Origin of the sequence: Bradyrhizobium sp. SZCCHNRI1009 (assembly GCF_032487575.1) — a bacterium.
Taxonomy (GTDB): domain Bacteria; phylum Pseudomonadota; class Alphaproteobacteria; order Rhizobiales; family Xanthobacteraceae; genus Bradyrhizobium.
In genome coordinates, this window is the sequence record NZ_JAUEUL010000001.1 from 461,094 (window position 1) to 481,860 (window position 20,767).

Genomic DNA, 20,767 nt, shown 5'->3' on the forward strand with positions numbered 1-20,767 from the left:
CGAGTAGTCGTGTAGTTCCGGATCAGGACATGTCGGGCCTGATCAGCTCGGTCGCGGTTTCATCCTTCAGTCGTGCGACCAGATCGGCGCGGCGGCTGAGCACCGCGCGCTGGTTGATATAGCCCTTGTCGGTGATCTCGCCGGCATCGAGCAAGGGCGGCTCCGCCATCAACAGCGCACGGCTCGCATAGCGCGACGAGCCGACCGCCTCAGTGCGAAGCCTGGCCAATCCTCGCGCGATGGCGGTGCGCACCGACGGATGCGCCAGAACGTCGCTGGCCGGGACCGTCTCGGCCAGCCCAGCAGCGCTGCGGCACGCTGCGATGTTGGGCACGACGAGAAAGTGCACCTCGTCGGTGCCGTGGCCGGCGATCACGATATCCTGCGCCAATGGTGCCAGCGCCGCGATGCCGGCGACGCGTAGCGCGCCGACGTTCACCCATGTCCCGGAGCTCAGCTTGAAATCCTCGGTGATGCGGCCGTCGAAGAACAAGCCGCGCTCCGGATGTTCGGGATCGGCGAGCTTCACGGCGTCGCCGATCTTGTAGAAGCCCTCCTCGTCGAAAGCCGCGGCCGTGAGCTCGGGCGCCTTCCAATAGCCCGGCATCACGTTCGGCCCGCGCACGCGGACTTCGAGCTTCTCGCCGGTCGGCACCAGCTTGAGCTCGGTGCCGGGGATGGGCACGCCGATGTTGCCGGCGCGCTCGGCGAAGAAGTGGCAGTCGGTCGCGAGCGGCGATGTCTCGGTGGCGCCCCACGCCGACACCAGCGGTGCAGGACGGCCGATCGTGGCCCGGCTCATCTCATTGAGCGCATCCCACAGATTTTGCGGCAGGGCCGCGGCCGCATAGAGGATGCACCTCACGCCGGAGAAAAATCTGCGGCGCAGATCGTCATCGGCCCCGAGTGCGGCGACCAGCATGTCGAAGCCGCGCGGGACGTTGAAATAGATCGTCGGCACCAGGCTGCGTAGATTGGCGAGCGACGTCTCGAACAGGCCGGGCGCCGGCTTGCCGCTGTCGATGTAGATCGACCCGCCGTGGCTCAGCACCAGGTTGAAATTGTGGTTGGCGCCGAAGGTGTGACTCCATGGCAGCCAGTCGACGATGACGGGGCCGCCCTCGACCTCGCGCAGGAACGTCCATAGCTGCGCCTTGGCCTGCTGGCTCATGGTCAGCATCCGGTGCGTGTTGATCACCGCTTTCGGCTGCCCGGTCGAGCCCGAGGTGAACAGCAGCTTGGCCACCGTGTCCGGCGTGACCGCGGCGAAGGCGCGGTCGACCTCGGCGCCTGGCTTCGTCGCGAGCAGGGTCTGCAGCGGCACCGCGCTCGTTCCATCGCCATCGCCGGCGATGATCGTTGCCCGGTGCAGGCCGTCGATGGCCGCGAGCGCGCGCGCGAACGGCTCGCGCTGCGCGACGAAGATGGCGCCTGGATCGAGCAGACGGATCATCGCACGCAGCTTCTCGTGATCCGTCGACATCAGCGAATAGGCCGGCGAGATCGCGCAGACGGGGACACCGACATGTTGCGCGGCGAGCGCCAGCACGGCATGGGCGATGCTGTTGTCGGAGAGGATCGCGAGCGGACGCTCGGGACCCAGGCCCTGGGCGAGCATCCAGGCCGCGGCGGCGCGGACCTGCATCAATGTTTCGCCGTAGGTGAGCCAGGTCCAGTTGTCGCCACGGCGTTCGGCCAGGAACGTGCGATCCGGGAAATGGCGGCCCCAATGCTCCAGCCATTCGCCGGTGCAGCGCGCGGCCGGCTGCAGCGGCATGCGCGAGCGCAGGATGATCGTGCCGTCGTCGCGCCTGACAGCCTCGATCGACGGCTCGGCGAACATCGCAGGCTCGGAGGCGCGGCGTTCTGCATCAGCCATGGCGTGTCTCCGGGCTGCGGGACGTGATCGCGGAAGCCGCAATGCGGGAGGAGGCGGGGAGGGAGGATGCCGCGCGGCAGGCGCCGCGATCGGGTGCCATCTGCCGCCGCATTGCGGTCGCAATGCAGGCAGCCGTCGTCGTCTTTGACGGCATGCGTTTCCCTCCCATGGTGTAGTCGTTGAGCGCGAGACTAACAGAATGGTTGTACTTTGCAATTATTGTGGATGTGACCAATTGGGGCGGCTTGCCCTGGCGACGGCATCGGTCTAGGCAGGGATGCTTCATGTCAGCGAGCCAGCATGCCCAAGAGCGCGAGCGCCGGAGCGCAGCGAGACGCAACCAGCCGGGAGTCCGGGATCGGTCTCGGTGAGCTCGAGAACCATCTCGGCTATTTCGTCCGCCGCCTGCAGCACTGGATCTTCCGCGACGTCAACGCCGCGCTCGCAACGATCGACCTCGACGTCATCCTCTATTCGATCCTGGAGACGATCGCCGCCAATCCCGGCGCCGCGCAGATCGCGATCGCCGGCGCGCTGGGCATCGAGCGCGCGCGCATGGTCGCGCTGCTCGACGACCTGCAGCAGGCCGGCCTGATCGTGCGCGAACGCTCCGAGCACGACCGCAGGGCCCATGCGCTCGGGCTGACGCCGCGTGGCCGCCTGATCCTGAAGAAGGCCAATGCACTCGTCGCCGCGCACGAGAAGCGGGTGGCACGCCGGCTCGGTGCCGACAATTATCGCCGCGCGCTCACGGCGCTGTCGCAGTTCGAGACGGACTAGGCTCGTCGCGAACGGGCCATGTCGCGAGCCTTCTGCCCCGCAAGCACGCATCGGTCATCACTCACACGGCACCCTTTACGCGGTACCGTGGTAACTCTACCTCAAACGAGGCAAAAGGAAAGATACATCCTGAGGCTGTTGCCGTCCCGGACCCATAGCGGCCCTCAGCTCGCCGCTTCCAGCCGCTCTTCGGTCAGCAGCCGCATCGCGGCGTCGGCATCCATCGGCTCGCCGAAGGCATATCCTTGCGCGTATTCGCAGCCGAGCTGGTAGAGCTCGACGGCATCGGAGTCGGTCTCCGCGCCTTCGGCCACCACGTCCATGCCGAGGTCGTGCGCCAGCGCGATGATCGATTTGAGGATCACGGGACGGGTGCCGCGCGCCGTGGTGCGCACGAACGACTGATCGATCTTCAAGGTATCGAACGGGAAGCGCTGCAGATAGGCCAGCGACGAATGGCCGGTGCCGAAATCGTCGATCGACAGGCCGACGCCGAGCTCGCGGATGCGCGCCAGCATCTGCGCGGCGTGCTCGGGGTTTTCCATCACGAGCGATTCCGTCAGCTCGATCTTGAGCGAGCCGCGTGCCACCGACGAGCGCGCCAGCACCGAGCGGATGTCGTGGATCAGGTCGTGGCGGAGCAGCTGGCGCGAGGAGACGTTGACGCTGGCGAAGATCGGCTCGCGCAGCCGCGTTGCGCGCTGCCACACCGAGAGCTGCCGCGCGGTCTGGTCGAGCACGAAGGTGCCGAGATCGACGATCAGGCCGATTTCTTCCGCGATGGTGATGAACTCGATCGGCGACATCCGGCCGAGCTTGGGGTGATCCCAGCGCGCGAGCGCCTCGAAGCCGGCGACCGAGCGATCCTCCAGCCGCACGATCGGCTGGTACAGGATCGTGATCTCCTGGCGCTCGATCGAGCGGCGCAGCTCGCTCTCCAGGGTCAGGCGGTCGTTCTTGCGCGCGCGCATCGCCGGCTTGTAGACGTCGATGCGGTCGCCGCCGATGCGCTTGGAGTGATACATCGCAAGCTCGGCATCCTTGATGATGTCCTCCGACAGCTGCGTCTGCGGATCGGACAGTGCGAGCCCGATCGAGGCGGTCAGGAAGATCTCGCGCTCGTTGAAGGCGATCGGCGCGCGGATGGTCTTGCGGATGGTCTCGGCGAACGCGGTGATGCGGGCGGGGTCCTGCTCCGACAAGAGGATCAGGCCGAACTGATCGCCGGCCAGCCGCGCCAGCGTGTCCTGGGGCTTGAGGATGCGCGACAGCCGCCGCGCCAGGGTCAGCAGGATGGAATCGCCGACCGCGATGCCGACGGAGTCGTTGACCTGCTTGAAGCGGTCGAGATCGATCACCATCAGGGTCGGCCGCATGGCCGGCATCGACTTGGCGAAATTGGCGACGGCGGCAAGACGATCGATGAACAGCTTGCGGTTGGGCAGGCCGGTCAGATTGTCGTGCACGGAATCGTGGAGTAGGCGCTCCTCGGCATTCTTGAACTCGGTCACGTCCGTCAAGGTGCCGACCACGCGCGAGACCTCGCCGTCGGAGCCGACCACGGGGCGCGCCTTCAGCGCGAACCACATGAAATGGCCGTCGGGCGTGCGCAGCCGGAAGTCCTGCACCAGGCGGCCGCGGCGCTGGTCGAGGACACTGTCGAGCGCGGCGCGGAAGCGGTCCTGATCGAGGGGATGCAGCACCTCGAGCCATTTGGCGGCCGGGCCTTCGAGCGTGCCGCGCTTGAGGCCGAGCAGGCTCTCGGTCTCCGGGCTGGTGAACACCTTGTCGGCGGAGACGTCCCAGTCCCAGATCAGGTCGCCGGAGCCGGCCAGCGCCAGCGCGCGGCGTTCGACGTCGGAGACGATGCCGGTGGTGGCGCCGCCGCCGGCGAAGGCGTGCTGCATCACCGTGAAGCCGATCAGCATCACGATCAGCACCAGGCCGCCGAGCAGGGCCGGACCGACGATGTCGTTGGTGACCTGGCCCGCGACCGTCATGCCGGCGGCGGCGACCCACACCGTGAGCAGGAACCAGGTCGGGATCAGCAGCACCGCGCGGTCGAAGCCGTGGCTGGAGAGATAGACGATCAGCGCAAAGCCGAGCACGGCGATCAAGAGCAACGACATGCGCGCGATGCCCGAGGCCACCGCCGGGTCGAACAGCGCCACCGCGACCAGCGACCCGAGGAAGAACAGCCAGCCCAGCGTGATGTGCGAGTAGCGAACGTGCCAGCGCGACAGGTTGAGATAGGCGAACAGGAACACCAGCAGGGTCGCGGCGAGGATCGCCTCGCCCGCCGCGCGCCAGACGCGCTCGGCATTGTTCGACATGTCCAGGACCTTGCCCCAGAAGCCGAAGTCGACGCCGATATAGACCAGCACCGCCCAGGCCAGCGCCGCGGCCGCCGGAAACATGATGCTGCCCTTGACCACGAACAGGATCGTCAGCACCAGCGCGAGAAGTCCGGAGATGCCGATCACGATGCCCTGGTACAGCGTGAACGAGTTGACCTTGTCCTTGTAGGCCTCGGGCTCCCACAGATAGAGCTGCGGCAGCTTGTCGGTGCGCAGCTCGGCCACGAAGGTGACGACCGAGCCGGGATCGAGGGTGACGCGGAAGACGTCGGCGGTCGGGCTCTCCTGCCGCTCCGGCAGGTCGCCGACCGAGGGCGTGATGGTGGCGATGCGCGACAGCCCGAGATCGGGCCACAACACGCCGGAGCCGACCACGCGGTAGTGCGGTGCCACGATCAGGCGGTCGAGTTGGTCGTCGGTGTTGTTGGCCAGCGCGAATACGATCCAGTTCTGGCCACCCTCGCGGGCCCGCACCTCGATGCGGCGGACGATGCCGTCGGTGCCGGGCGCGGTCGAGACCTGGATGCGGTCGTTCTCGCTGCGCTGATGATCGAGGATGCCCGTGAGGTCGATCGCAGGCGCGTCGCTGCGAACGCTGACGGCGTCAACGGCCTGAGCGGGGGCAGCGGCACCACACATCACGAGGCCCAGCGTCGCCAACGACGCGAGGCACCTGATCAGACGCAATGTCAAATCTCCGCGTTCGACACCAATCCAAAGCGAAACAAGCCAAATCGAAAGAGGTCGTCGCCGGGCAAATTGGAGCCGTTCCAGGCACGGTTCAGATGTGCGCGATCATTGGCACGAAAGCGAGGAGAATCAAAGAGTTTCCAAACACGCTCTGTTTAGACTGCGCCTAGATTTCCAACACAATTTTGCCAATATGTTGGCTGGTCTCCATGCGTGCATGCGCTTTCGCTGCGTCCACGAGTGGAAAGGTCGAGTCCATCAGCGGCTTAATGCGGCCCTCGCGCAGGAACGGCATCACCTTGGCCTCGATCGCCGCCACCATCGCCGCCTTGTCGGCGTTGCTGCGCGGGCGCAGCGTGGATCCGGTATGGGTCAGGCGCTTCACCATCAGCTTGACGAAATTCACCGACGCCTTGGGGCTGGCGAGGAAGGCGATCTGGACGATGCGGCCATCGGTGGCCGCGGCGTCGTAGTTGCGCTCGATGTAGTCGCCGCCGACCATGTCCAGGATGACGTCGGCGCCCTTGCCGCCGGTCGCCTCCTTGACCACGGCGACGAAGTCCTCCGTCTTGTAGTTGATGGCTCTGGTGGCGCCGAGCTTCACGCAGGCGTCGGCCTTGTCCTGCGAGCCGACAGTGACCAGCACCTTGGCGCCGAACGCCGTGGCGAGCTGGATCGCCATGGTGCCGATGCCGGAGGAGCCGCCATGGATCAGCAGGGTCTCGCCGGCCTTCAGACCGCCGCGCTCGAACACGTTGTGCCAGACCGTCATCAGGGTCTCGGGCAGGGCGCCGGCTTCCAGGATGGAGAGCGAGGAGGGGACCGCCATCGCCTGCGCATCTTGTGCGATGCAGTATTGCGCATAGCCGCCGCCGGCGACCAGGGACATCACCGTGTCGCCGAGCTTGTGCCGGACGGCGCCCTCGCCGAGCGCCACGACCTCCCCGGCCACTTCCAGCCCCGGCAGGTCGCTGGCGCCCGGCGGCGGCGGATAGCTGCCGGAGCGCTGGGCAACGTCGGGACGGTTGACGCCGGCGGCCTTCACCTTGATCAGGATCTCGCCGGGGCCGGGCTTGGGCACGGGCCGGGTTTCCGGCTTGAGCACCTCGGGCCCGCCCGGCTGGCTGATGGCGACCACGGTCATTTGCGCGGGCAGCTGTTCCATGAGAAATCCTTCGGCAGGGGCTGAAAGCGGTGCTGCCGCGTGCTTAAGCCAGCCGGGGCATGGCTGGCAACCGGGAGGAGGTTGAGATGGCCAACGAGGACGACGATCGGCCGCGCAAGGCCGTTTCGCACGAGATCGGGCAGGATCTGTCGATGCTGTCGGTCGAGGAACTGACCAGCCGGGTGGCGCTGCTCCGCGCCGAGATCGAGCGCATCGAACAGGCGGTGGCGAAAAAGCGCGCCTCGCGTGATGCCGCCGCCAGCATCTTCAAGTCGTGAACCTCGCGGCCGTGGAAACACGGTCGGCCAGTGGCCGACATGGCTAACGAAGATTGAAAAATTTTCGCCATTTACGGTTGATTAAGCTTTCGCGTTTACAACCGGAACCGTCCTCGTTTGGACACCGAGTGGCTCCTGTCCACTCTGTTTGACGCCTCCCTGTTATCAACTTCAAAGCCGCCGGAAACGGCGGCTCTTTTTTTGCGCGCTCGCCAAGCCCGGCGAACCGGGCGGGCGCCCGTGGCGCGCCCTCCCACCCGCAGGCGGGCGGTCGTGGAACGATCGTCGTGCCCGCTCATTGCGCCCGTGCCGGTCTTCGGTCGCCAGCAGGTTACGCGCGAAAATTCTGTGCGCCGCGGCGGGCGTGACGATCCCGGTTCGACGACTGCAAACTATTGCCGTGATCATGGTTGCTAGTTGAGCTGATCGTGCGACTCGGCCTGAAACGGCCGTGTTGCAGTCGCAAATGGTACGAGGGCACGGCATGGCCCACGCCGTGGAAACCATAAAAGGCGTTGCTGCTGGACTCTCGAAACCGGCCGCGCAATGATTTGTTCATCATACCGGCGCCGTTGCCGGGTTGCGTAAACAGTCGCGTTTAAGAGGCGTTAACCATGTCGGACCGTTTGCTGAGCGATGGCGCTCTGGTTCAGTTCAACGAGCGGCTCACCAATTCTGCTGCATTCGGCGCGCTGTTCCGGGAAGGCATGGATCTGGTCGAGGAGACCGCCGCCTATCTCGATGGCGACGGCCGCAACGAGGCCAAGGCGCTCGACCGCGCCGTCAGCCTGACCTACGCCACCGAGAGCATGCGCCTCACCACCCGCCTGATGCAGCTGGCGTCCTGGCTGCTCCTGCACCGTGCGGTGAAGGAGGGCGAGATGACCCTGAGCCAGGCCAACCGCGAGAAGACCAAGGTCAAGCTGACCGCCGCAGATCCCGGGCCGGATGATCTGCTGGAGAAGCTGCCGCAGCAGCTGCAGAGTCTGATCTCGCGCTCGATGAGCCTTCAGGTGCGGGTCCGCCGCCTCGACTCGACCATTCATTCCCCGCCGCCGGACCAGAGCGCGATCGGCAATCCGCTGGTGCCGCATCTCAATCGGCTGAAGGCTGCGTTCGAGCAGTAGGCCGCGGCATCGGGCGGCCCTGCCGGGCCGCTCGCCTCACCCGGAGGTCTCGTTGCGTCCAGCCCAGAAACAAAAACGCCCCCGTGTCCGGGGGCGTTTTGCTGTGAGCTGTCCATGGGCGCAGGCCAGGATGGCCGGTGCCGAGGGCCCAGGAAGGATCAATCCTTCTTGAGGAAGCCCTGGAACTTCTTCTGGAAGCGCGAGACGCGGCCGCCGCGATCCATGATCTGCTGGGTGCCGCCGGTCCAGGCCGGGTGCGACTTGGGGTCGATGTCGAGGTTGAGCTTGTCGCCCTCTTTGCCCCAGGTCGAGCGCGTCTGGTACTCGGTGCCATCGGTCATCACGACCGTAATCGTATGATAATTCGGGTGAATGTCGGCTTTCATGGCTGATCCTGCGGCACGATGCGAGGACATGATGCGGCGCGGCCGCGCCTGATCCTGTCGTCACTGAAGGGGGACAATTGGCCGGCTCTATAGCCCAAGGTTCTGCCCAAAACAAGCCAAGGTCGCGGTTGAACACCTTGGTACGTTTCCGGATTTGCCAAGCCCGGCCCGGCAGGCCTATCAGGACGGCAGATCGGTATTTGGAAGAATTCTCAGGTGGCCCATGAGCGCAGTGGAACGGCTTGACGAACGGCAGGGCGCTGCCCCAGGGCAGGATCCGGTCGGAGATGCCGTTGCGGCCGTCGAGGCATTGGCGGAGCCGGCAAGCCCTGTGCGGCGCTCGAAGCTGCGCCCGCTGCTGGCGCTGTCTCCCTATGTCCTGCGCTATCGCGGCCGCGCCTTCCTGGCGCTGATCGCGCTGACGGTGGCGGCCCTGACCACCTTGCTGGTGCCGATCGCGGTCCGCCGCATGATCGATTTCGGCTTCACGCCGAAGGGCATCGAGCTGATCAACAGCTATTTCAGCGTCATGATCGCCGTCGTGGCGGTGCTCGCGTTGGCAAGCGCCGCCCGCTACTACCTCGTCATGACGATCGGCGAGCGCATCGTCGCCGATCTCCGGCGCGACGTGTTCGCGCATCTGATGTCGCTGTCACCGTCCTTCTTCGATTCCGCCCGCTCCGGCGAGCTGGTGTCGCGGCTCACCGCCGACACCACCCAGATCAAATCGGCGGCGGGCGCCTCCGTGTCGATCGCGCTGCGCAATCTGCTGCTGTTCATCGGCGCCACCGCGATGATGGTGATCACGAGCCCGAAGCTGTCCGGCTTCGTGCTGCTGGCGATCCCGCTGATCGTGCTGCCGCTGGTGGCGTTCGGGCGCTGGGTCCGGCGGCTGTCGCGCAACGCCCAGGACACGCTCGCCGACGCCTCGGCCTATGCGTCCGAGCTGATCGGTTCGATCAGGACCGTGCAGGCCTATACCAGCGAGAAGCTCGCTGCGGCGCGTTTCGGCGGCGAGGTCGAGCAGGCCTACGAGGCGGCGCGGGTCTCGACCCAGGCGCGCGGCGTGCTCACCGCGATCATCATTTTCATCGTCTTCTCCAGCGTGGTCGCGATCCTCTGGGTCGGCTCGCACGACGTGTTGACCGGCGCGATCAGCGCCGGCCGGCTCGGTCAGTTCGTGCTCTACGCGGCCTTTGCCGCCGCCGGTCTCGGCCAGCTCTCGGAGGTCTGGGGCGAAGTGTCGGCAGCCTCCGGCGCGGCCGAGCGGCTGTTCGAGCTGTTGCATGTGCAGCCGGAGATCACGGCGCCCGCGCAGCCGCGCCCGATGCCGGAGCCGGCGCGCGGCGACCTCGGCTTCGACCACGTGAGCTTCGCCTATCCGAGCCGCCCCGACGTCCGCGTCCTCGATGACGTCTCGTTTGCGATCAGCGCCGGCGAGAAGGTCGCGATCGTCGGCCCCTCCGGCGCCGGCAAGAGCACGCTGTTCCATCTTCTGCTGCGCTTCTACGATCCCGCCTCCGGCTCGATCTCGTGCGACGGCGTGCCGGTGCGCGCGGCCGATCCGCGCAGGATGCGCGAGCGCATCGCGCTGGTGCCGCAGGAATCCGTGGTGTTCGCGACAAGCGCGCGCGAGAACATCCGCTTCGGCCGGCCCGAGGCGACCGACGCCGAGGTCGAGCGCGCCGCCGATCTCGCTCATGCCAGCGAATTCATCCGCCGCTTGCCGGATGGCTTCGACACCTCGCTCGGCGAGCGCGGCGTCACGCTCTCGGGCGGCCAGCGCCAGCGCATCGCGATCGCGCGCGCCATCCTGCGCGATGCGCCGCTGCTGCTGCTCGACGAGGCGACCTCTGCACTCGACGCCGAGAGCGAGACGCTGGTGCAGACCGCGCTCGAGGGGCTGATGAAGGACCGGACCACGCTGGTGATCGCGCATCGTCTTGCGACGGTGCTGTCCTGCGACCGCATCCTGGTCATGGACCGCGGCCGCATCGTCGAGCAGGGCACGCACACGTCGCTGGTTGCGGCCAACGGCCTCTATGCGCGGCTGGCGCGGTTGCAGTTCGAGGGCGTGTAGTTTCGGCAACACCGTGGATGAGCGGCAACACTCTCGGAATTCTTGTTCCCGCCCCTGCAACCTTTCTCCCGCTTTATACGTTCCCTGCCGGAACAGATGGCGCGCCGTCCTGCTGCGCGCCCAACCGCACAGGAGCAACGCGCATGCCTTATCGTCGTGGCAGTTTTGCCCTCACCCCACCCTCGTTCGTCATCTTCGCGATCGCCCTGGTACTCGCGCTTGTCGCGATGCTCGCACACTACATGCACGCGTCGGTGCCGCTGCTGTCGGCAGCGCACGCCTTCGATGCGCTGGCGATTGCCTTCGTGGTGCTGACCATCGGCGTGCTGTTCCGCGGCGTGTAGTTGCTGGCCACCCCACACTCGGTGTCGCCCCTGCGAAAGCAGGGGCCCATAACCCCAGCCCGATATTTGACGGGCAAATGCCCGTGGCCGCGTCCTTCAAAACGTCTGCTGCGGAGTATGGGTGCCGGATCTGCCCTTGCTGCGCCCGGTCGTTCGGGACGACAGCGTTGATGTGACCGTGATGCGGCCCGTCGCGGCGACTAAGGCGTCCACGCCATCCGCAGCACGGGACGGCCCGAGGTCGGGTTGACGTCCTCGCCGGCATCGACGAAGCCGTTGCGCCTGTAGAAGCTGATCGCGCGAGCGTTATCCTTGTTGACCAGCAGCGTGATGCCTCGAGGAGATTTCCGCTTGGCGGCATCGACCAGCTGCGTGGCGAGCGGCGAGCCCCAATGTTGGGGCGAGACCACGAGCTGATCGAGATAGCCTGTTGCGTCGATCGTCACGAAGCCGGCGAGCGTCCCCTCCGTCTCGGCGACGATCACCTCTGCCTTCGGCACCAGCTCATTGCGCCAGCGCTCGCGCCACCACGGCACGCGCGCGGCAAAATCGATGGCGGGATAGGCGAGCTGCCACGTCTCCTGCCACAGCGCGATCGCCGCGTCCTCGTCCTCGGCGCGATAGGGGCGCAGGGTGGAGTTCGACGTCACCGCTCCGTCAGCTTCAGCTCGATACGCCGGTTGCGGCGGAACGCTTCCTCGGTGTTCGCAGGATCGAGCGGCTGGAATTCGGCGAAGCCCGCCGCGACCAGGCGCTGGGCCGGTACGCCGAGCGAGATCAGATATTGCACCACCGAGATGGCGCGCGCCGAGGACAATTCCCAGTTCGACTTGAACACCGGGCTGTTGATCGGACGAACGTCGGTGTGGCCGTCGACCCGCAGCACCCAGGAGATCTCAGCGGGGATCTGCTTGTCGAGGTCGACCAGCGCGGTCGCCACCGAGTTCAGCTCCTGCTGGCCCTCGGGCAGCAGGGTGGCCTGTCCGGTGTCGAAGAACACCTCCGACTGGAACACGAAGCGGTCGCCGACGACGCGGATGTCGGGACGGTTGCCGAGGATGGCGCGCAGCCGGCCGAAGAACTCCGAGCGGTACCGGGTCAGCTCCTGCACCCGCTGTGCCAGCGCGACGTTGAGGCGCGAGCCGAGATCGGCGATGCGGCTCTGCGATTCCTTGTCGCGCTTCTCCGAGGCATCGAGCGCATCCTCGAGCGCGGCGAGCTGGCGGCGCAGTGCGCTGATCTGCTGGTTGAGCACCTCGATCTGGGCCAGCGCCCGCGCCGTGACCTGCTTCTCGGAGTCGAGCGCCCGGTTGAGCTCGTTGGCGCGGCCGGCGGCATTGCTGCCGGCATTGGCGAGCCCGTCATAGAGGCCCTTGACGCGGTCGCGCTCGGCCTCGGCGTTCGCGAGCCCGGCGCGCAGCTGCGCAACCTGGTCGTCCAGCGAGAGCTTGCCGAGCTTCTCCAGGGACAGCATCTCGTTGAGCTGCGCGATCTTGGCGTTGAGCTGCTCCAGCGCCTTGTCCTTGCCGGTGACCTCCTGCGACAGGAAGAACTGCACCACCAGGAACACGGTCAGCAGGAACACGATCGACAGCACCAGCGTCGACAGCGCGTCAACGAAGCCCGGCCAGTAGTTGAGGCCGGAATCTCCGCGGCGGGTACGGGCAAGCGCCATTCAGCGTCTCCTAGCTCGTCTAGTAGTTCGGCCTGGGCCGGCCGACGGAGCAGCTCAACTCTTCTCCGTCTGCCGCGCCAGCCGCTCCAGCAGCCGCTTGATCTCGCGGTTCTGCTCGCCCTGGCCGTCGGCCCATTCGCGGATCATCTGCTGCTCGGTGCGCATGTGCCCGACCAGGCCCTGGATCGCCTCGGCGAGGTTGGCCATCGCCGCGGTGGCGCCGCGGTTGGAGCCTTCTTCCATGGCGGTGCGCAGCCGCTCGATGGCAACCGAGAGGTCGGCACCGGTGTCGCCGCTGCCGCCATATTCCCGCACGGTGCTGGCGAGCCAGTCCTCCAGGTCGGTATAGAAGCGGTTCTGCGCCTGGCTCGATTGCAGGTCGAGGAAGCCGAGGATAAGCGAGCCGGCGAGGCCGAATAGCGAGGACGAGAACGAGATGCCCATGCCGCCCAGCGGCGCGGCAAGGCCGCCCTTCAGCGTGTCGAACAGCGCACCGGCGTCGCCGCCGACCTTCAGCCCTTCGATCACCTTGCCGACCGAGCCGACCGTCTCGATCAGGCCCCAGAACGTGCCGAGCAGGCCCAGGAACACCAGAAGGCCGGTCATGTAGCGCGAGATGTCGCGGGCCTCGTCCAGCCGGGTGGCGATCGAGTCGAGCAGATGGCGCATGGTCTGCTGCGAGATCGACATCCGCCCGGAGCGCTCACGGCCCAGGATGGCAGCCATCGGCGCCAGCAGCACCGGGTGGCGCGGCACCGCCAGGCCGGGATCGGCGATGCGGAAATTGTTGACCCAGGACACTTCCGGATAGAGCCGGACCACCTGGCGGAACGACAGGATGACGCCGATCAGCAGCACGGCCCCGATCAGGGCGTTGAGGCCGGGATTGGCGAAGAACGCCATGACGATCTGCTTGTAGAGCACGACGCCGACCAGGGCGCACAGCACCAGGAAGACCAGCATCCGCACCAGGAAGATCCGGGGCGTGGACAGCTTGGTCCGTTCGACGTCCATCGCGGAGCGGGAGGGGGAGCCTTGAGGCATTGTCGATGACATCCGTTGCGGGGACCGGTCCCTGAAATCCACTATGGCACAGCAGCAGCGGGAAAAAAGCCGCGATCGGCGCAATCCCGTCCCCTGCGCGGAACTATGGCTGAAACCGGCGGGCACCCGCGGCGTAGTTAGTCCCGTGGCTCATATCTAGCGGGAACGCCCTGGCTTTGTCATGACCGTCGTTGAATATCTGCAAGCGCTGCTGGCGATGGCCGTGGCGATGTCGGTGCTGATGGGGCTCGCCTGGGTCGTGCAGCAGCGCAGCGGCAACTCCGGCTGGGTCGACACGATCTGGACGTTTTCCGTCGGGCTGGTCGGCGCTGTCGGCGCGATCTGGCCCGCCGGCGGCGCCGCCCCCAACGCGCGGCAATGGCTGGTCGCGGTGCTGGTAGCGGTCTGGTCGCTGCGGCTCGGCGGCCATGTTGCGGCGCGCAGCCGCGGCATCTCCGACGACCCGCGCTATGCGGAGTTTGCCCGGCAATGGGGCGCGGCCGCACCGCGAAAGATGTTCCTGTTCCTGCAGCAGCAGGCCTGGGGCTCGATCCCGCTGGTGTTCGCGATGTTCGTCGCCGCCCATGCGCCGGCCGCCGAGCTGCGGCTGCAGGACTATCTCGGCATCCTCGTGCTGTTCGCAGGGATCGCCGGCGAGGGCGTCGCCGACGCTCAGCTCAAGGCGTTCCGTGCCGATCCCGCCAACAAGGGCAAGGTGTGCGACGTCGGCCTGTGGCGCTGGTCGCGCCATCCCAACTATTTCTTCGAATGGGTGTGCTGGCTGTCCTACCCGGTCATCGCGCTGTCGTTCGACCACCCGTGGGGCTTCGCCAGCCTGCTCGCGCCGCTGTTCATGTACTGGATCCTGGTCCACGTCACCGGCATCCCGCCGCTGGAGCAGCAGATGCTGCGCTCGCGCGGCGAACGCTACCGGGCCTACCAGGCGCGCACCAGCGCGTTCTTTCCCCTGCCGCCAAATCACTTTGCGAAGTAACGGAGCCACCGCATGAGCTTCATCTCGACCATCATCGGCGCCGCCGAGCGCGTGCCGCTGCCCGATGCCGTCATCCGCTCGGCGATCTCCGAATTGTGCGCGCGCACGGCGGCGCGGCTCGGCGGGGCCGATGCGATGGGCGACGCAGAGTTCGCCCGCCTGCTGACGACGCGGCCGATCGCCGAGCATACCGACGCGGCGAACAGCCAGCACTACGAGGTGCCGGCGGCGTTCTTCGCCCGCGTGCTCGGGCCGAACCGCAAATATTCCTGCTGCTTCTACAAGGAGCCGGTCTCGACCCTGCAGGAGGCGGAGGAGGAGGCGCTGCGCCAGACGGTGGCCAATGCCGATCTGCAGGACGGCCAGAGCATTCTGGAGCTCGGCTGCGGCTGGGGCTCGCTGTCGCTGTTCATGGCCCGGCAGTTCCCGCGTGCGAAGATCACGGCGGTCTCCAACTCACATTCGCAGCGCCGCGCGATCGAGGAGATGGCGGCCGCGCGCGGCCTGCTCAATTTGCGGGTCGTCACCGCCGACATGAACGGGTTCGCTCCCGACGCGCGGTTCGATCGCATCGTCTCGGTGGAGATGTTCGAGCACATGATGAACTGGCGCGAGCTGCTGTCGCGGGTCCGGGCATGGCTCCTGCCGGATGGCCGGCTGTTCATGCACATCTTCACCCATCGCACCGCATCCTACCTGTTCGACCGCAACGATCGCGAGGATTGGATCGCGCAGCACTTCTTCACCGGCGGCATCATGCCGAGCCACGGGCTGATCCGGCAGTACGACGATCTGTTCGCGGTCGAGAAAGAATGGCGTTGGAGCGGCGCGCATTATCAGCGCACGGCGCGGGACTGGCTCGCCAATTTCGACGCCGACCGCGACCGCATCCTGCAGGTGCTGCAGCCCGTCTATGGCGACGACGCGACGCTGTGGATGCGCCGCTGGCGCTGGTTCTTCCTCGCCACCGCGGGTCTGTTCGGCCATGACGAAGGCCGCGAATGGGGCGTCAGCCATTACCGTCTGCGGCCGGCCAACTAATTTGTTCGCTGCGGCGGGATGCCGCAGCGCCGTCATGGGATTCGCGTTTCGCTCTGCGGAACCTGCCCGGAACTTGTTGCCACAAAGCGCTCACAATCAGGTGAGTCGCGAAAAAGCTAAATCTATCAGCTACGTAGTTCGTGTGACATCAAGCCGCCCAGGTTCCGCGTTGCGTCGCAGCAGCTGTTTTCTATGTTGCACGCAAGGCGAGCGCCAGAATGGCGCCATGACCGGGCCATCCGGTCGACTGGTTTTCATCATCATCGAGGGGGCTCCTCCACTCATGTCTCGTTTTCGCGCGTCGCTGGTCAGCAGTGCATTGATGCTCGCGGCCGCCGCGCCGCTGCTGGCCGGCTGCAACGACCCCATCCAGGCTCAGGCCTCCGCCAATGAGCAGATCGTCATCCCCGAGGTCGGCATCGTGACCGTCGAGCAGAAGGCGCGCGCGATCGTGCGCGAGCTGCCCGGCCGCATCGCGCCGACCCGCGTCTCCGACGTGCGCCCGCGCGTCTCGGGCATCGTCGTCGAGCGGCTGTTCCGTCAGGGCAGCGAGGTCAAGGCGGGTGATCCGCTCTATCGGATCGATCCGCGACCCTTCGAGGTCGAGATCCTGTCGAGCCGTGCGGCGCTGGCCAAGGCCGAAGCGGTGCATGAGCGCGCCGTGCAGCAGGCGAATCGCATCGCGCAGCTGTTCAAGGAGCGCGCGGCGCCAGCCGTCGAGAACGAGAAGGCGATCTCGTCGGAACGCGAGGCTGCGGCCGATATCGAGGCCCGCAAGGCCGATCTCGCGCGCGCCCAGCTCAATCTCGACTACGCGACCGTGCGCGCGCCGATCGACGGTATCGTCGGCGCGGCCCAGGTCAGCGAAGGCGCCATCGCGGTCCAGAACGAGACCTCGCTGGTCACGATCCAGCAGCTCGACCCGATCTATGCCGACTTCACCCAGTCTGTGAGCGAGCTGAACCGCCTGCGCCGCGCGTTCGAGTCCGGCGATCTCGACCAGATCTCGCCCGACGCGATCAAGGTCCGTCTCGTGCTCGACGACGGCACGCCGTACTCGATCCCGGGCAAGCTGTTGTTCTCCGACGCCAAGGTCGATGCCGCCACTGGTCAGGTCACCCTGCGCGGCGAGTTCGCCAATCCCAAGCGCGAGCTGCTGCCGGGCATGTATGTCCGCGTCCGCATCGAGCAGGGCATCGACAGCGACTCCGTCGGCGTGCCGCAGCAGGCGGTGCAGCGCAATGCGGCCGGCGGCTCCGAGGTCTACGTCATCCGCGACGACAACCGCGCGATCGCGAGGCCGATCCGCACCGGTCCGATCCAGGACGGCCTCGTGCTGATCACCGACGGTCTGCGCGCCGGCGACAAGGTCGTGGTCGACGGCTTCCAGAAGTTTGCCGCCGGCGACAGGGTCGCGCCGCAGGTCTGGACCGAGGTCAGCGCCGCGACGCAGCTCGAATCGAAGTCGACGTCGCGGTAATTCGCCATGCCGAGCTTCTTCATCGACAGGCCGATCTTCGCCTGGGTCGTTGCGCTGTTCATCTGCCTGATCGGCGCGATCGCGATCCCGCTGCTGGCGGTGGCGCAATATCCGATCATCGCGCCGCCCTCGATCTCGATCTCGACCAGCTATCCCGGCGCGTCGCCCGAGAACCTCTACAACAGCGTAACGCGGCTGATCGAGGAGGAGCTCAACGGCGCCTCCGGCATCCTCAATTTCGAATCCACCAGCGACTCGCTCGGCCAGGTCGAGATCACCGCCAACTTCGTGCCGGGCACGTCGACCAACGATGCCTCGGTCGAGGTGCAGAACCGCCTCAAGCGTGTCGAGGCGCGGCTGCCGCGCGCGGTCATCCAGCAGGGCATCCTGGTCGAGGAAGCCTCCGCCGCGGTGCTGCAAATCATCACCCTGCAGTCGACCGACGGCAGCCTCGACGAGGTCGGCCTCGGCGACTTCATGATCCGCAACGTGCTCGGCGAAATCCGGCGCATCCCCGGCGTCGGCCGTGCCACGCTGTATTCGACCGAGCGCTCGCTGCGCGTCTGGCTCGATCCGGCCAAGCTGATCGGCTACGGCCTGACCGCCGACGACGTCACCAAGGCGATCGGCGCCCAGAACGCGCAGGTCGCCTCCGGCAGCATCGGCGCCGAGCCCGCGACGACCTCGCAGCGCACCTCGGCGCTGGTGCTGGTCAAGGGCCAGCTCGATTCACCCGACGAGTTCAGCGCGATCATCCTGCGCGCCAACCCCGACGGCTCGACGGTGCGGCTGCGCGACGTCGCGCGCGTCGAGATCGGCGGCCTCAGCTATCAGTTCAACACCCGCCTCAACGGCAAGCCGACCGCCGGTCTCTCGGTGCTGCTGTCGCCGACCGGCAATGCGCTGGCGACCGCTGGTGCGGTCGAGGCCAAGATGAAGGAGCTGTCGCGCTTCTTCCCCTCCAACATCACCTATGAGATTCCCTACGACATCACGCCGGTGGTGAAGGCCTCGATCAAGCGGGTGCTGATGACCCTGGTCGAAGCCGTCGTGCTGGTGTTCGTGGTGATGTTCCTGTTCCTGCAGAACATCCGCTACACCATCATTCCGACCATCGTGGTGCCCGTGGCGCTGCTCGGCACCTGCGCCACCTTGATGCTGGTCGGCTACTCCATCAACATGCTGACGATGTTCGGCATGGTGCTCGCGGTCGGCATCCTCGTCGACGACGCCATCGTCGTGGTCGAGAACGTCGAGCGCATCATGACCGAGGAGGGGCTGTCGCCGAAGGAGGCGACGCGCAAGGCGATGGGCCAGATCACCGGCGCCATCATCGGCATCACGCTGGTGCTGATGGCGGTGTTCGTGCCGATGGCGTTCTTCCCCGGCTCGGTCGGCATCATCTACCGGCAGTTCTCGGTTACCATGGTGGCGGCGATCGGCTTCTCGGCGCTGCTGGCGCTGTCGCTGACGCCGGCGCTGTGCGCGACCCTGCTCAAGCCGGTCACGGCCGGTCACGGTCACGCGAAGAAAGGCCTGTTCGGCTGGTTCAACCGCTTCATGGACAACAGCCGCAACCGCTACACCGGCGTGGTCGGCGGCGCGCTGAAGCGCACCGGCCGGCTGATGCTGATCTATGCGATCTTCCTGGTCGGGCTGACCTTCGCCTTCATCCAGTTGCCCGGCGGCTTCCTGCCGGTCGACGACCAGGGCTTCATCACGACGGACGTGCAGACGCCGGCGGACTCGTCCTACGCGCGGACGCAGGCCGCGGTGGAGGCGGTCGAGAAGTATCTCGCCAAGCGCGCGGGCATCGAGGACGTCACCTTCCTGACCGGCTTCAGCTATGCCGGCCAGGGCGTCAACACCGCCCAGGCCTTCATCTCGCTGAAGGACTGGTCGGAGCGCGGCAAGCATGACAGCGCCGCGGCGCTGGTCGCCGACATCAACCGCGATCTCGCCGGCTTGCGCGACGCCAAGATCACCGCGCTGCAGCCGCCGCCGATCGACAATCTCGGCAACTCCTCCGGCTTCAGCTTCCGCCTGCAGGACCGCGGCCAGAAGGGCTATGCCGCGCTGACCGCGGCCGCCGACCAGCTGATCGCCGAGGCCAATGCCAGCCAGGTGCTGCAGAAGGTCTTCATCGAAGGCCTGCCGCAGGGTCCCCAGGTCAATCTGATGATCGACCGCGAGAAGGCCGGCGCCTTCGGCGTCACCTTCGAGGACATCAACAACACGATCTCGACCAATCTCGGCTCGACCTACGTCAACGACTTCCCGAACCGCGGCCGCATGCAGCGCGTCGTGGTGCAGGCCGACCGCATCAGCCGCATGAACGCGGACGACATCCTCAACTACAGCGTCAAGAACGCCAAGGGACAGCTGGTGCCGTTCTCGTCGTTCGCGACCATCCAATGGGCCAAGGGACCGACCCAGATCGCCGGCTTCAACTACTATCCGGCGATCCGCATCTCCGGCGAGGCCAAGCCGGGCTACACCTCGGGCGATGCGCTCAAGGAGATGGAGCGGCTCGCTGGCAAGTTGCCGCGCGGCTTCGGCTATGAATGGACCGGACAGTCGCTGCAGGAGAAGCTGTCGGGCTCGCAGGCGCCGCTGCTGCTCGGTCTCTCGGCGCTGGTCGTGTTCCTGTGTCTCGCTGCGCTCTACGAGAGCTGGACGATCCCGCTCGCGGTGCTCCTGACCGTGCCGCTCGGCATCCTCGGCGCCGTCGTCGCCGCCAATCTGCGCGGCCTGTCGAACGACGTGTACTTCACGGTGGCGCTGATCACCATCATCGGCCTCGCCGCCAAGGACGCGATCCTGATCATCGAGTTCGCCAAGGATCTGCGCGCCCACGGCAAGCCGCTGGTCGCGGCGACGATCGAAGCCTGCTCCTTGCGTTTCCGCCCGATCATCATGACCGGCCTCGCCTTCGTCTGCGGCGTGCTGCCGATGTCGATGGCGACGGGCGCCGGCGGCGCCAGCCAGCAGGCGCTCGGCACCAACGTGATGGGCGGCATGATCGCGGTGGTGATCCTGGCGCTGCTGATGGTGCCGGTGTTCTTCGTCTCGGTGCAGCGCGTGCTCGCGGGCGATCGGGAGAAGACGGAGCCCGCGGCGGGGCGCGAGGTGTACGGGCCGCCGGCGCCGGCGAAGCCGTAGGCGATCGAATTACCTCGCTCGATCAAGCGAGCCGCAATCTCGCCAAGCCGTCGGTGCGCTCCCCTCCCCCTTGCGGGGAGGGGTTGGGGGTGGGGGTCCACCAGTCCCGCTCAATGTGATGAAATCTACTCCCATCCACGACGCGGCTCATTTGCTTGAGCGAGAAACGCAAGCCGCTTGCTCATTCGTGGGCGCCCGAAGATATGTTCCCTTATCGGCGTTCGGAGTTCGCGGACCCCCACCCCCGACCCCTCCCCGCAAGGGGGAGGGGAGAGCACCGCCGGC

At 66.8% G+C, this 20,767-nt stretch carries 16 protein-coding genes; 9 read left to right on the forward strand and 7 right to left on the reverse strand.

From position 1 onward, the window contains the following. Positions 1–22: 22 nt before the first annotated feature. Complete coding sequence (locus tag QX010_RS02150; RefSeq protein WP_316177311.1) at positions 23–1,879, reverse strand: feruloyl-CoA synthase; 1,857 nt, start codon at positions 1,877–1,879, stop codon at positions 23–25. 300 nt (positions 1,880–2,179) lie between these two features. Between QX010_RS02150 and QX010_RS02155 the strand changes: the two genes are divergently transcribed. Beyond that, positions 2,180–2,659, forward strand: coding sequence for a MarR family winged helix-turn-helix transcriptional regulator (locus QX010_RS02155; protein ID WP_316177312.1), 480 nt, complete (start codon positions 2,180–2,182; stop codon positions 2,657–2,659). Positions 2,660–2,823: 164 nt separating this feature from the next. Here QX010_RS02155 and QX010_RS02160 read toward each other — a convergent pair whose 3' ends face one another. Beyond that, positions 2,824–5,703, reverse strand: coding sequence for an EAL domain-containing protein (locus tag QX010_RS02160; RefSeq protein WP_316177313.1), 2,880 nt, complete (start codon positions 5,701–5,703; stop codon positions 2,824–2,826). Positions 5,704–5,872: 169 nt separating this feature from the next. Further along, positions 5,873–6,871 carry an NAD(P)H-quinone oxidoreductase gene (locus QX010_RS02165; RefSeq protein ID WP_316177314.1) on the reverse strand — a complete coding sequence of 333 codons (999 nt, stop codon included), beginning with the start codon at positions 6,869–6,871 and terminating at the stop codon, positions 5,873–5,875. Between the two features lie 86 nt (positions 6,872–6,957). Between QX010_RS02165 and QX010_RS02170 the strand changes: the two genes are divergently transcribed. Both QX010_RS02170 and QX010_RS02175 read left to right on the forward strand, forming a co-directional pair. Next, positions 6,958–7,149, forward strand: a complete 192-nt coding sequence (locus QX010_RS02170) for a DUF1192 domain-containing protein (RefSeq protein WP_315713892.1) — start codon at positions 6,958–6,960, stop codon at positions 7,147–7,149. A 614-nt stretch (positions 7,150–7,763) separates the two neighbouring features. Further along, entirely contained in the window at positions 7,764–8,276 is a 513-nt protein-coding gene (locus QX010_RS02175) for a DUF1465 family protein (RefSeq protein ID WP_315804767.1), read from the forward strand. 158 nt (positions 8,277–8,434) lie between these two features. On the opposite strand, the gene rpmE is transcribed toward QX010_RS02175, so the two are convergent. Further along, a complete protein-coding gene (gene rpmE / locus QX010_RS02180) occupies positions 8,435–8,662 on the reverse strand; it encodes a 50S ribosomal protein L31 (RefSeq protein WP_012046762.1) in 228 nt (75 codons plus the stop codon). Between the two features lie 223 nt (positions 8,663–8,885). On the opposite strand from rpmE, the gene QX010_RS02185 reads away from it, so the two are divergent. Both QX010_RS02185 and QX010_RS02190 read left to right on the forward strand, forming a co-directional pair. Continuing rightward, complete coding sequence (locus tag QX010_RS02185) at positions 8,886–10,742, forward strand: ABC transporter ATP-binding protein/permease (protein WP_316177315.1); 1,857 nt, start codon at positions 8,886–8,888, stop codon at positions 10,740–10,742. Positions 10,743–10,885: 143 nt separating this feature from the next. After that, positions 10,886–11,086, forward strand: a complete 201-nt coding sequence (locus QX010_RS02190) for a hypothetical protein (protein ID WP_006614616.1) — start codon at positions 10,886–10,888, stop codon at positions 11,084–11,086. A gap of 200 nt (positions 11,087–11,286) precedes the next feature. Here the strand turns inward: QX010_RS02190 and QX010_RS02195 are convergent, their stop codons facing one another. From QX010_RS02195 to QX010_RS02205, 3 genes are read right to left on the reverse strand one after another with little or no spacing between them, the layout of a single operon-like run. After that, entirely contained in the window at positions 11,287–11,736 is a 450-nt protein-coding gene (locus QX010_RS02195) for a GNAT family N-acetyltransferase (protein ID WP_316177316.1), read from the reverse strand. Further along, positions 11,733–12,761 (reverse strand): peptidoglycan -binding protein, encoded by a 1,029-nt coding sequence (locus QX010_RS02200; protein WP_315804770.1) that lies wholly within the window; start codon positions 12,759–12,761, stop codon positions 11,733–11,735. The genes QX010_RS02195 and QX010_RS02200 overlap by 4 nt, the downstream gene beginning before the upstream one ends. A gap of 54 nt (positions 12,762–12,815) precedes the next feature. After that, a complete protein-coding gene (locus QX010_RS02205; RefSeq protein WP_316177317.1) occupies positions 12,816–13,805 on the reverse strand; it encodes a flagellar motor protein MotA in 990 nt (329 codons plus the stop codon). 181 nt (positions 13,806–13,986) lie between these two features. Between QX010_RS02205 and QX010_RS02210 the strand changes: the two genes are divergently transcribed. From QX010_RS02210 to QX010_RS02225, 4 genes are all read left to right on the forward strand, one after another. After that, entirely contained in the window at positions 13,987–14,799 is an 813-nt protein-coding gene (locus QX010_RS02210; protein ID WP_316177318.1) for a DUF1295 domain-containing protein, read from the forward strand. Between the two features lie 12 nt (positions 14,800–14,811). After that, positions 14,812–15,840, forward strand: a complete 1,029-nt coding sequence (locus tag QX010_RS02215) for a cyclopropane-fatty-acyl-phospholipid synthase family protein (protein WP_315804773.1) — start codon at positions 14,812–14,814, stop codon at positions 15,838–15,840. A gap of 283 nt (positions 15,841–16,123) precedes the next feature. Beyond that, positions 16,124–17,320 (forward strand): efflux RND transporter periplasmic adaptor subunit, encoded by a 1,197-nt coding sequence (locus QX010_RS02220; protein ID WP_315804844.1) that lies wholly within the window; start codon positions 16,124–16,126, stop codon positions 17,318–17,320. A 6-nt stretch (positions 17,321–17,326) separates the two neighbouring features. Beyond that, positions 17,327–20,482: a multidrug efflux RND transporter permease subunit gene (locus tag QX010_RS02225; protein ID WP_315804774.1), complete on the forward strand. Its 3,156-nt coding sequence runs from the start codon at positions 17,327–17,329 to the stop codon at positions 20,480–20,482. The last annotated feature ends 285 nt before the right edge of the window (positions 20,483–20,767 follow it).

What these genes read in the sequence shown, in the direction of transcription:
- QX010_RS02150 (WP_316177311.1), bottom strand. Translation starts at nt 1,879, where the DNA reads ATGGCTGATGCAGAACGCCGCGCCTCCGAGCCTGCGATGTTCGCCGAG.
- QX010_RS02155 (WP_316177312.1), top strand. Translation starts at nt 2,180, where the DNA reads ATGCCCAAGAGCGCGAGCGCCGGAGCGCAGCGAGACGCAACCAGCCGG.
- QX010_RS02165 (WP_316177314.1), bottom strand. Translation starts at nt 6,871, where the DNA reads ATGGAACAGCTGCCCGCGCAAATGACCGTGGTCGCCATCAGCCAGCCG.
- QX010_RS02170 (WP_315713892.1), top strand. Translation starts at nt 6,958, where the DNA reads ATGGCCAACGAGGACGACGATCGGCCGCGCAAGGCCGTTTCGCACGAG.
- QX010_RS02175 (WP_315804767.1), top strand. Translation starts at nt 7,764, where the DNA reads ATGTCGGACCGTTTGCTGAGCGATGGCGCTCTGGTTCAGTTCAACGAG.
- rpmE (WP_012046762.1), bottom strand. Translation starts at nt 8,662, where the DNA reads ATGAAAGCCGACATTCACCCGAATTATCATACGATTACGGTCGTGATG.
- QX010_RS02185 (WP_316177315.1), top strand. Translation starts at nt 8,886, where the DNA reads ATGAGCGCAGTGGAACGGCTTGACGAACGGCAGGGCGCTGCCCCAGGG.
- QX010_RS02190 (WP_006614616.1), top strand. Translation starts at nt 10,886, where the DNA reads ATGCCTTATCGTCGTGGCAGTTTTGCCCTCACCCCACCCTCGTTCGTC.
- QX010_RS02200 (WP_315804770.1), bottom strand. Translation starts at nt 12,761, where the DNA reads ATGGCGCTTGCCCGTACCCGCCGCGGAGATTCCGGCCTCAACTACTGG.
- QX010_RS02205 (WP_316177317.1), bottom strand. Translation starts at nt 13,805, where the DNA reads ATGCCTCAAGGCTCCCCCTCCCGCTCCGCGATGGACGTCGAACGGACC.
- QX010_RS02210 (WP_316177318.1), top strand. Translation starts at nt 13,987, where the DNA reads ATGACCGTCGTTGAATATCTGCAAGCGCTGCTGGCGATGGCCGTGGCG.
- QX010_RS02215 (WP_315804773.1), top strand. Translation starts at nt 14,812, where the DNA reads ATGAGCTTCATCTCGACCATCATCGGCGCCGCCGAGCGCGTGCCGCTG.
- QX010_RS02220 (WP_315804844.1), top strand. Translation starts at nt 16,124, where the DNA reads ATGTCTCGTTTTCGCGCGTCGCTGGTCAGCAGTGCATTGATGCTCGCG.
- QX010_RS02225 (WP_315804774.1), top strand. Translation starts at nt 17,327, where the DNA reads ATGCCGAGCTTCTTCATCGACAGGCCGATCTTCGCCTGGGTCGTTGCG.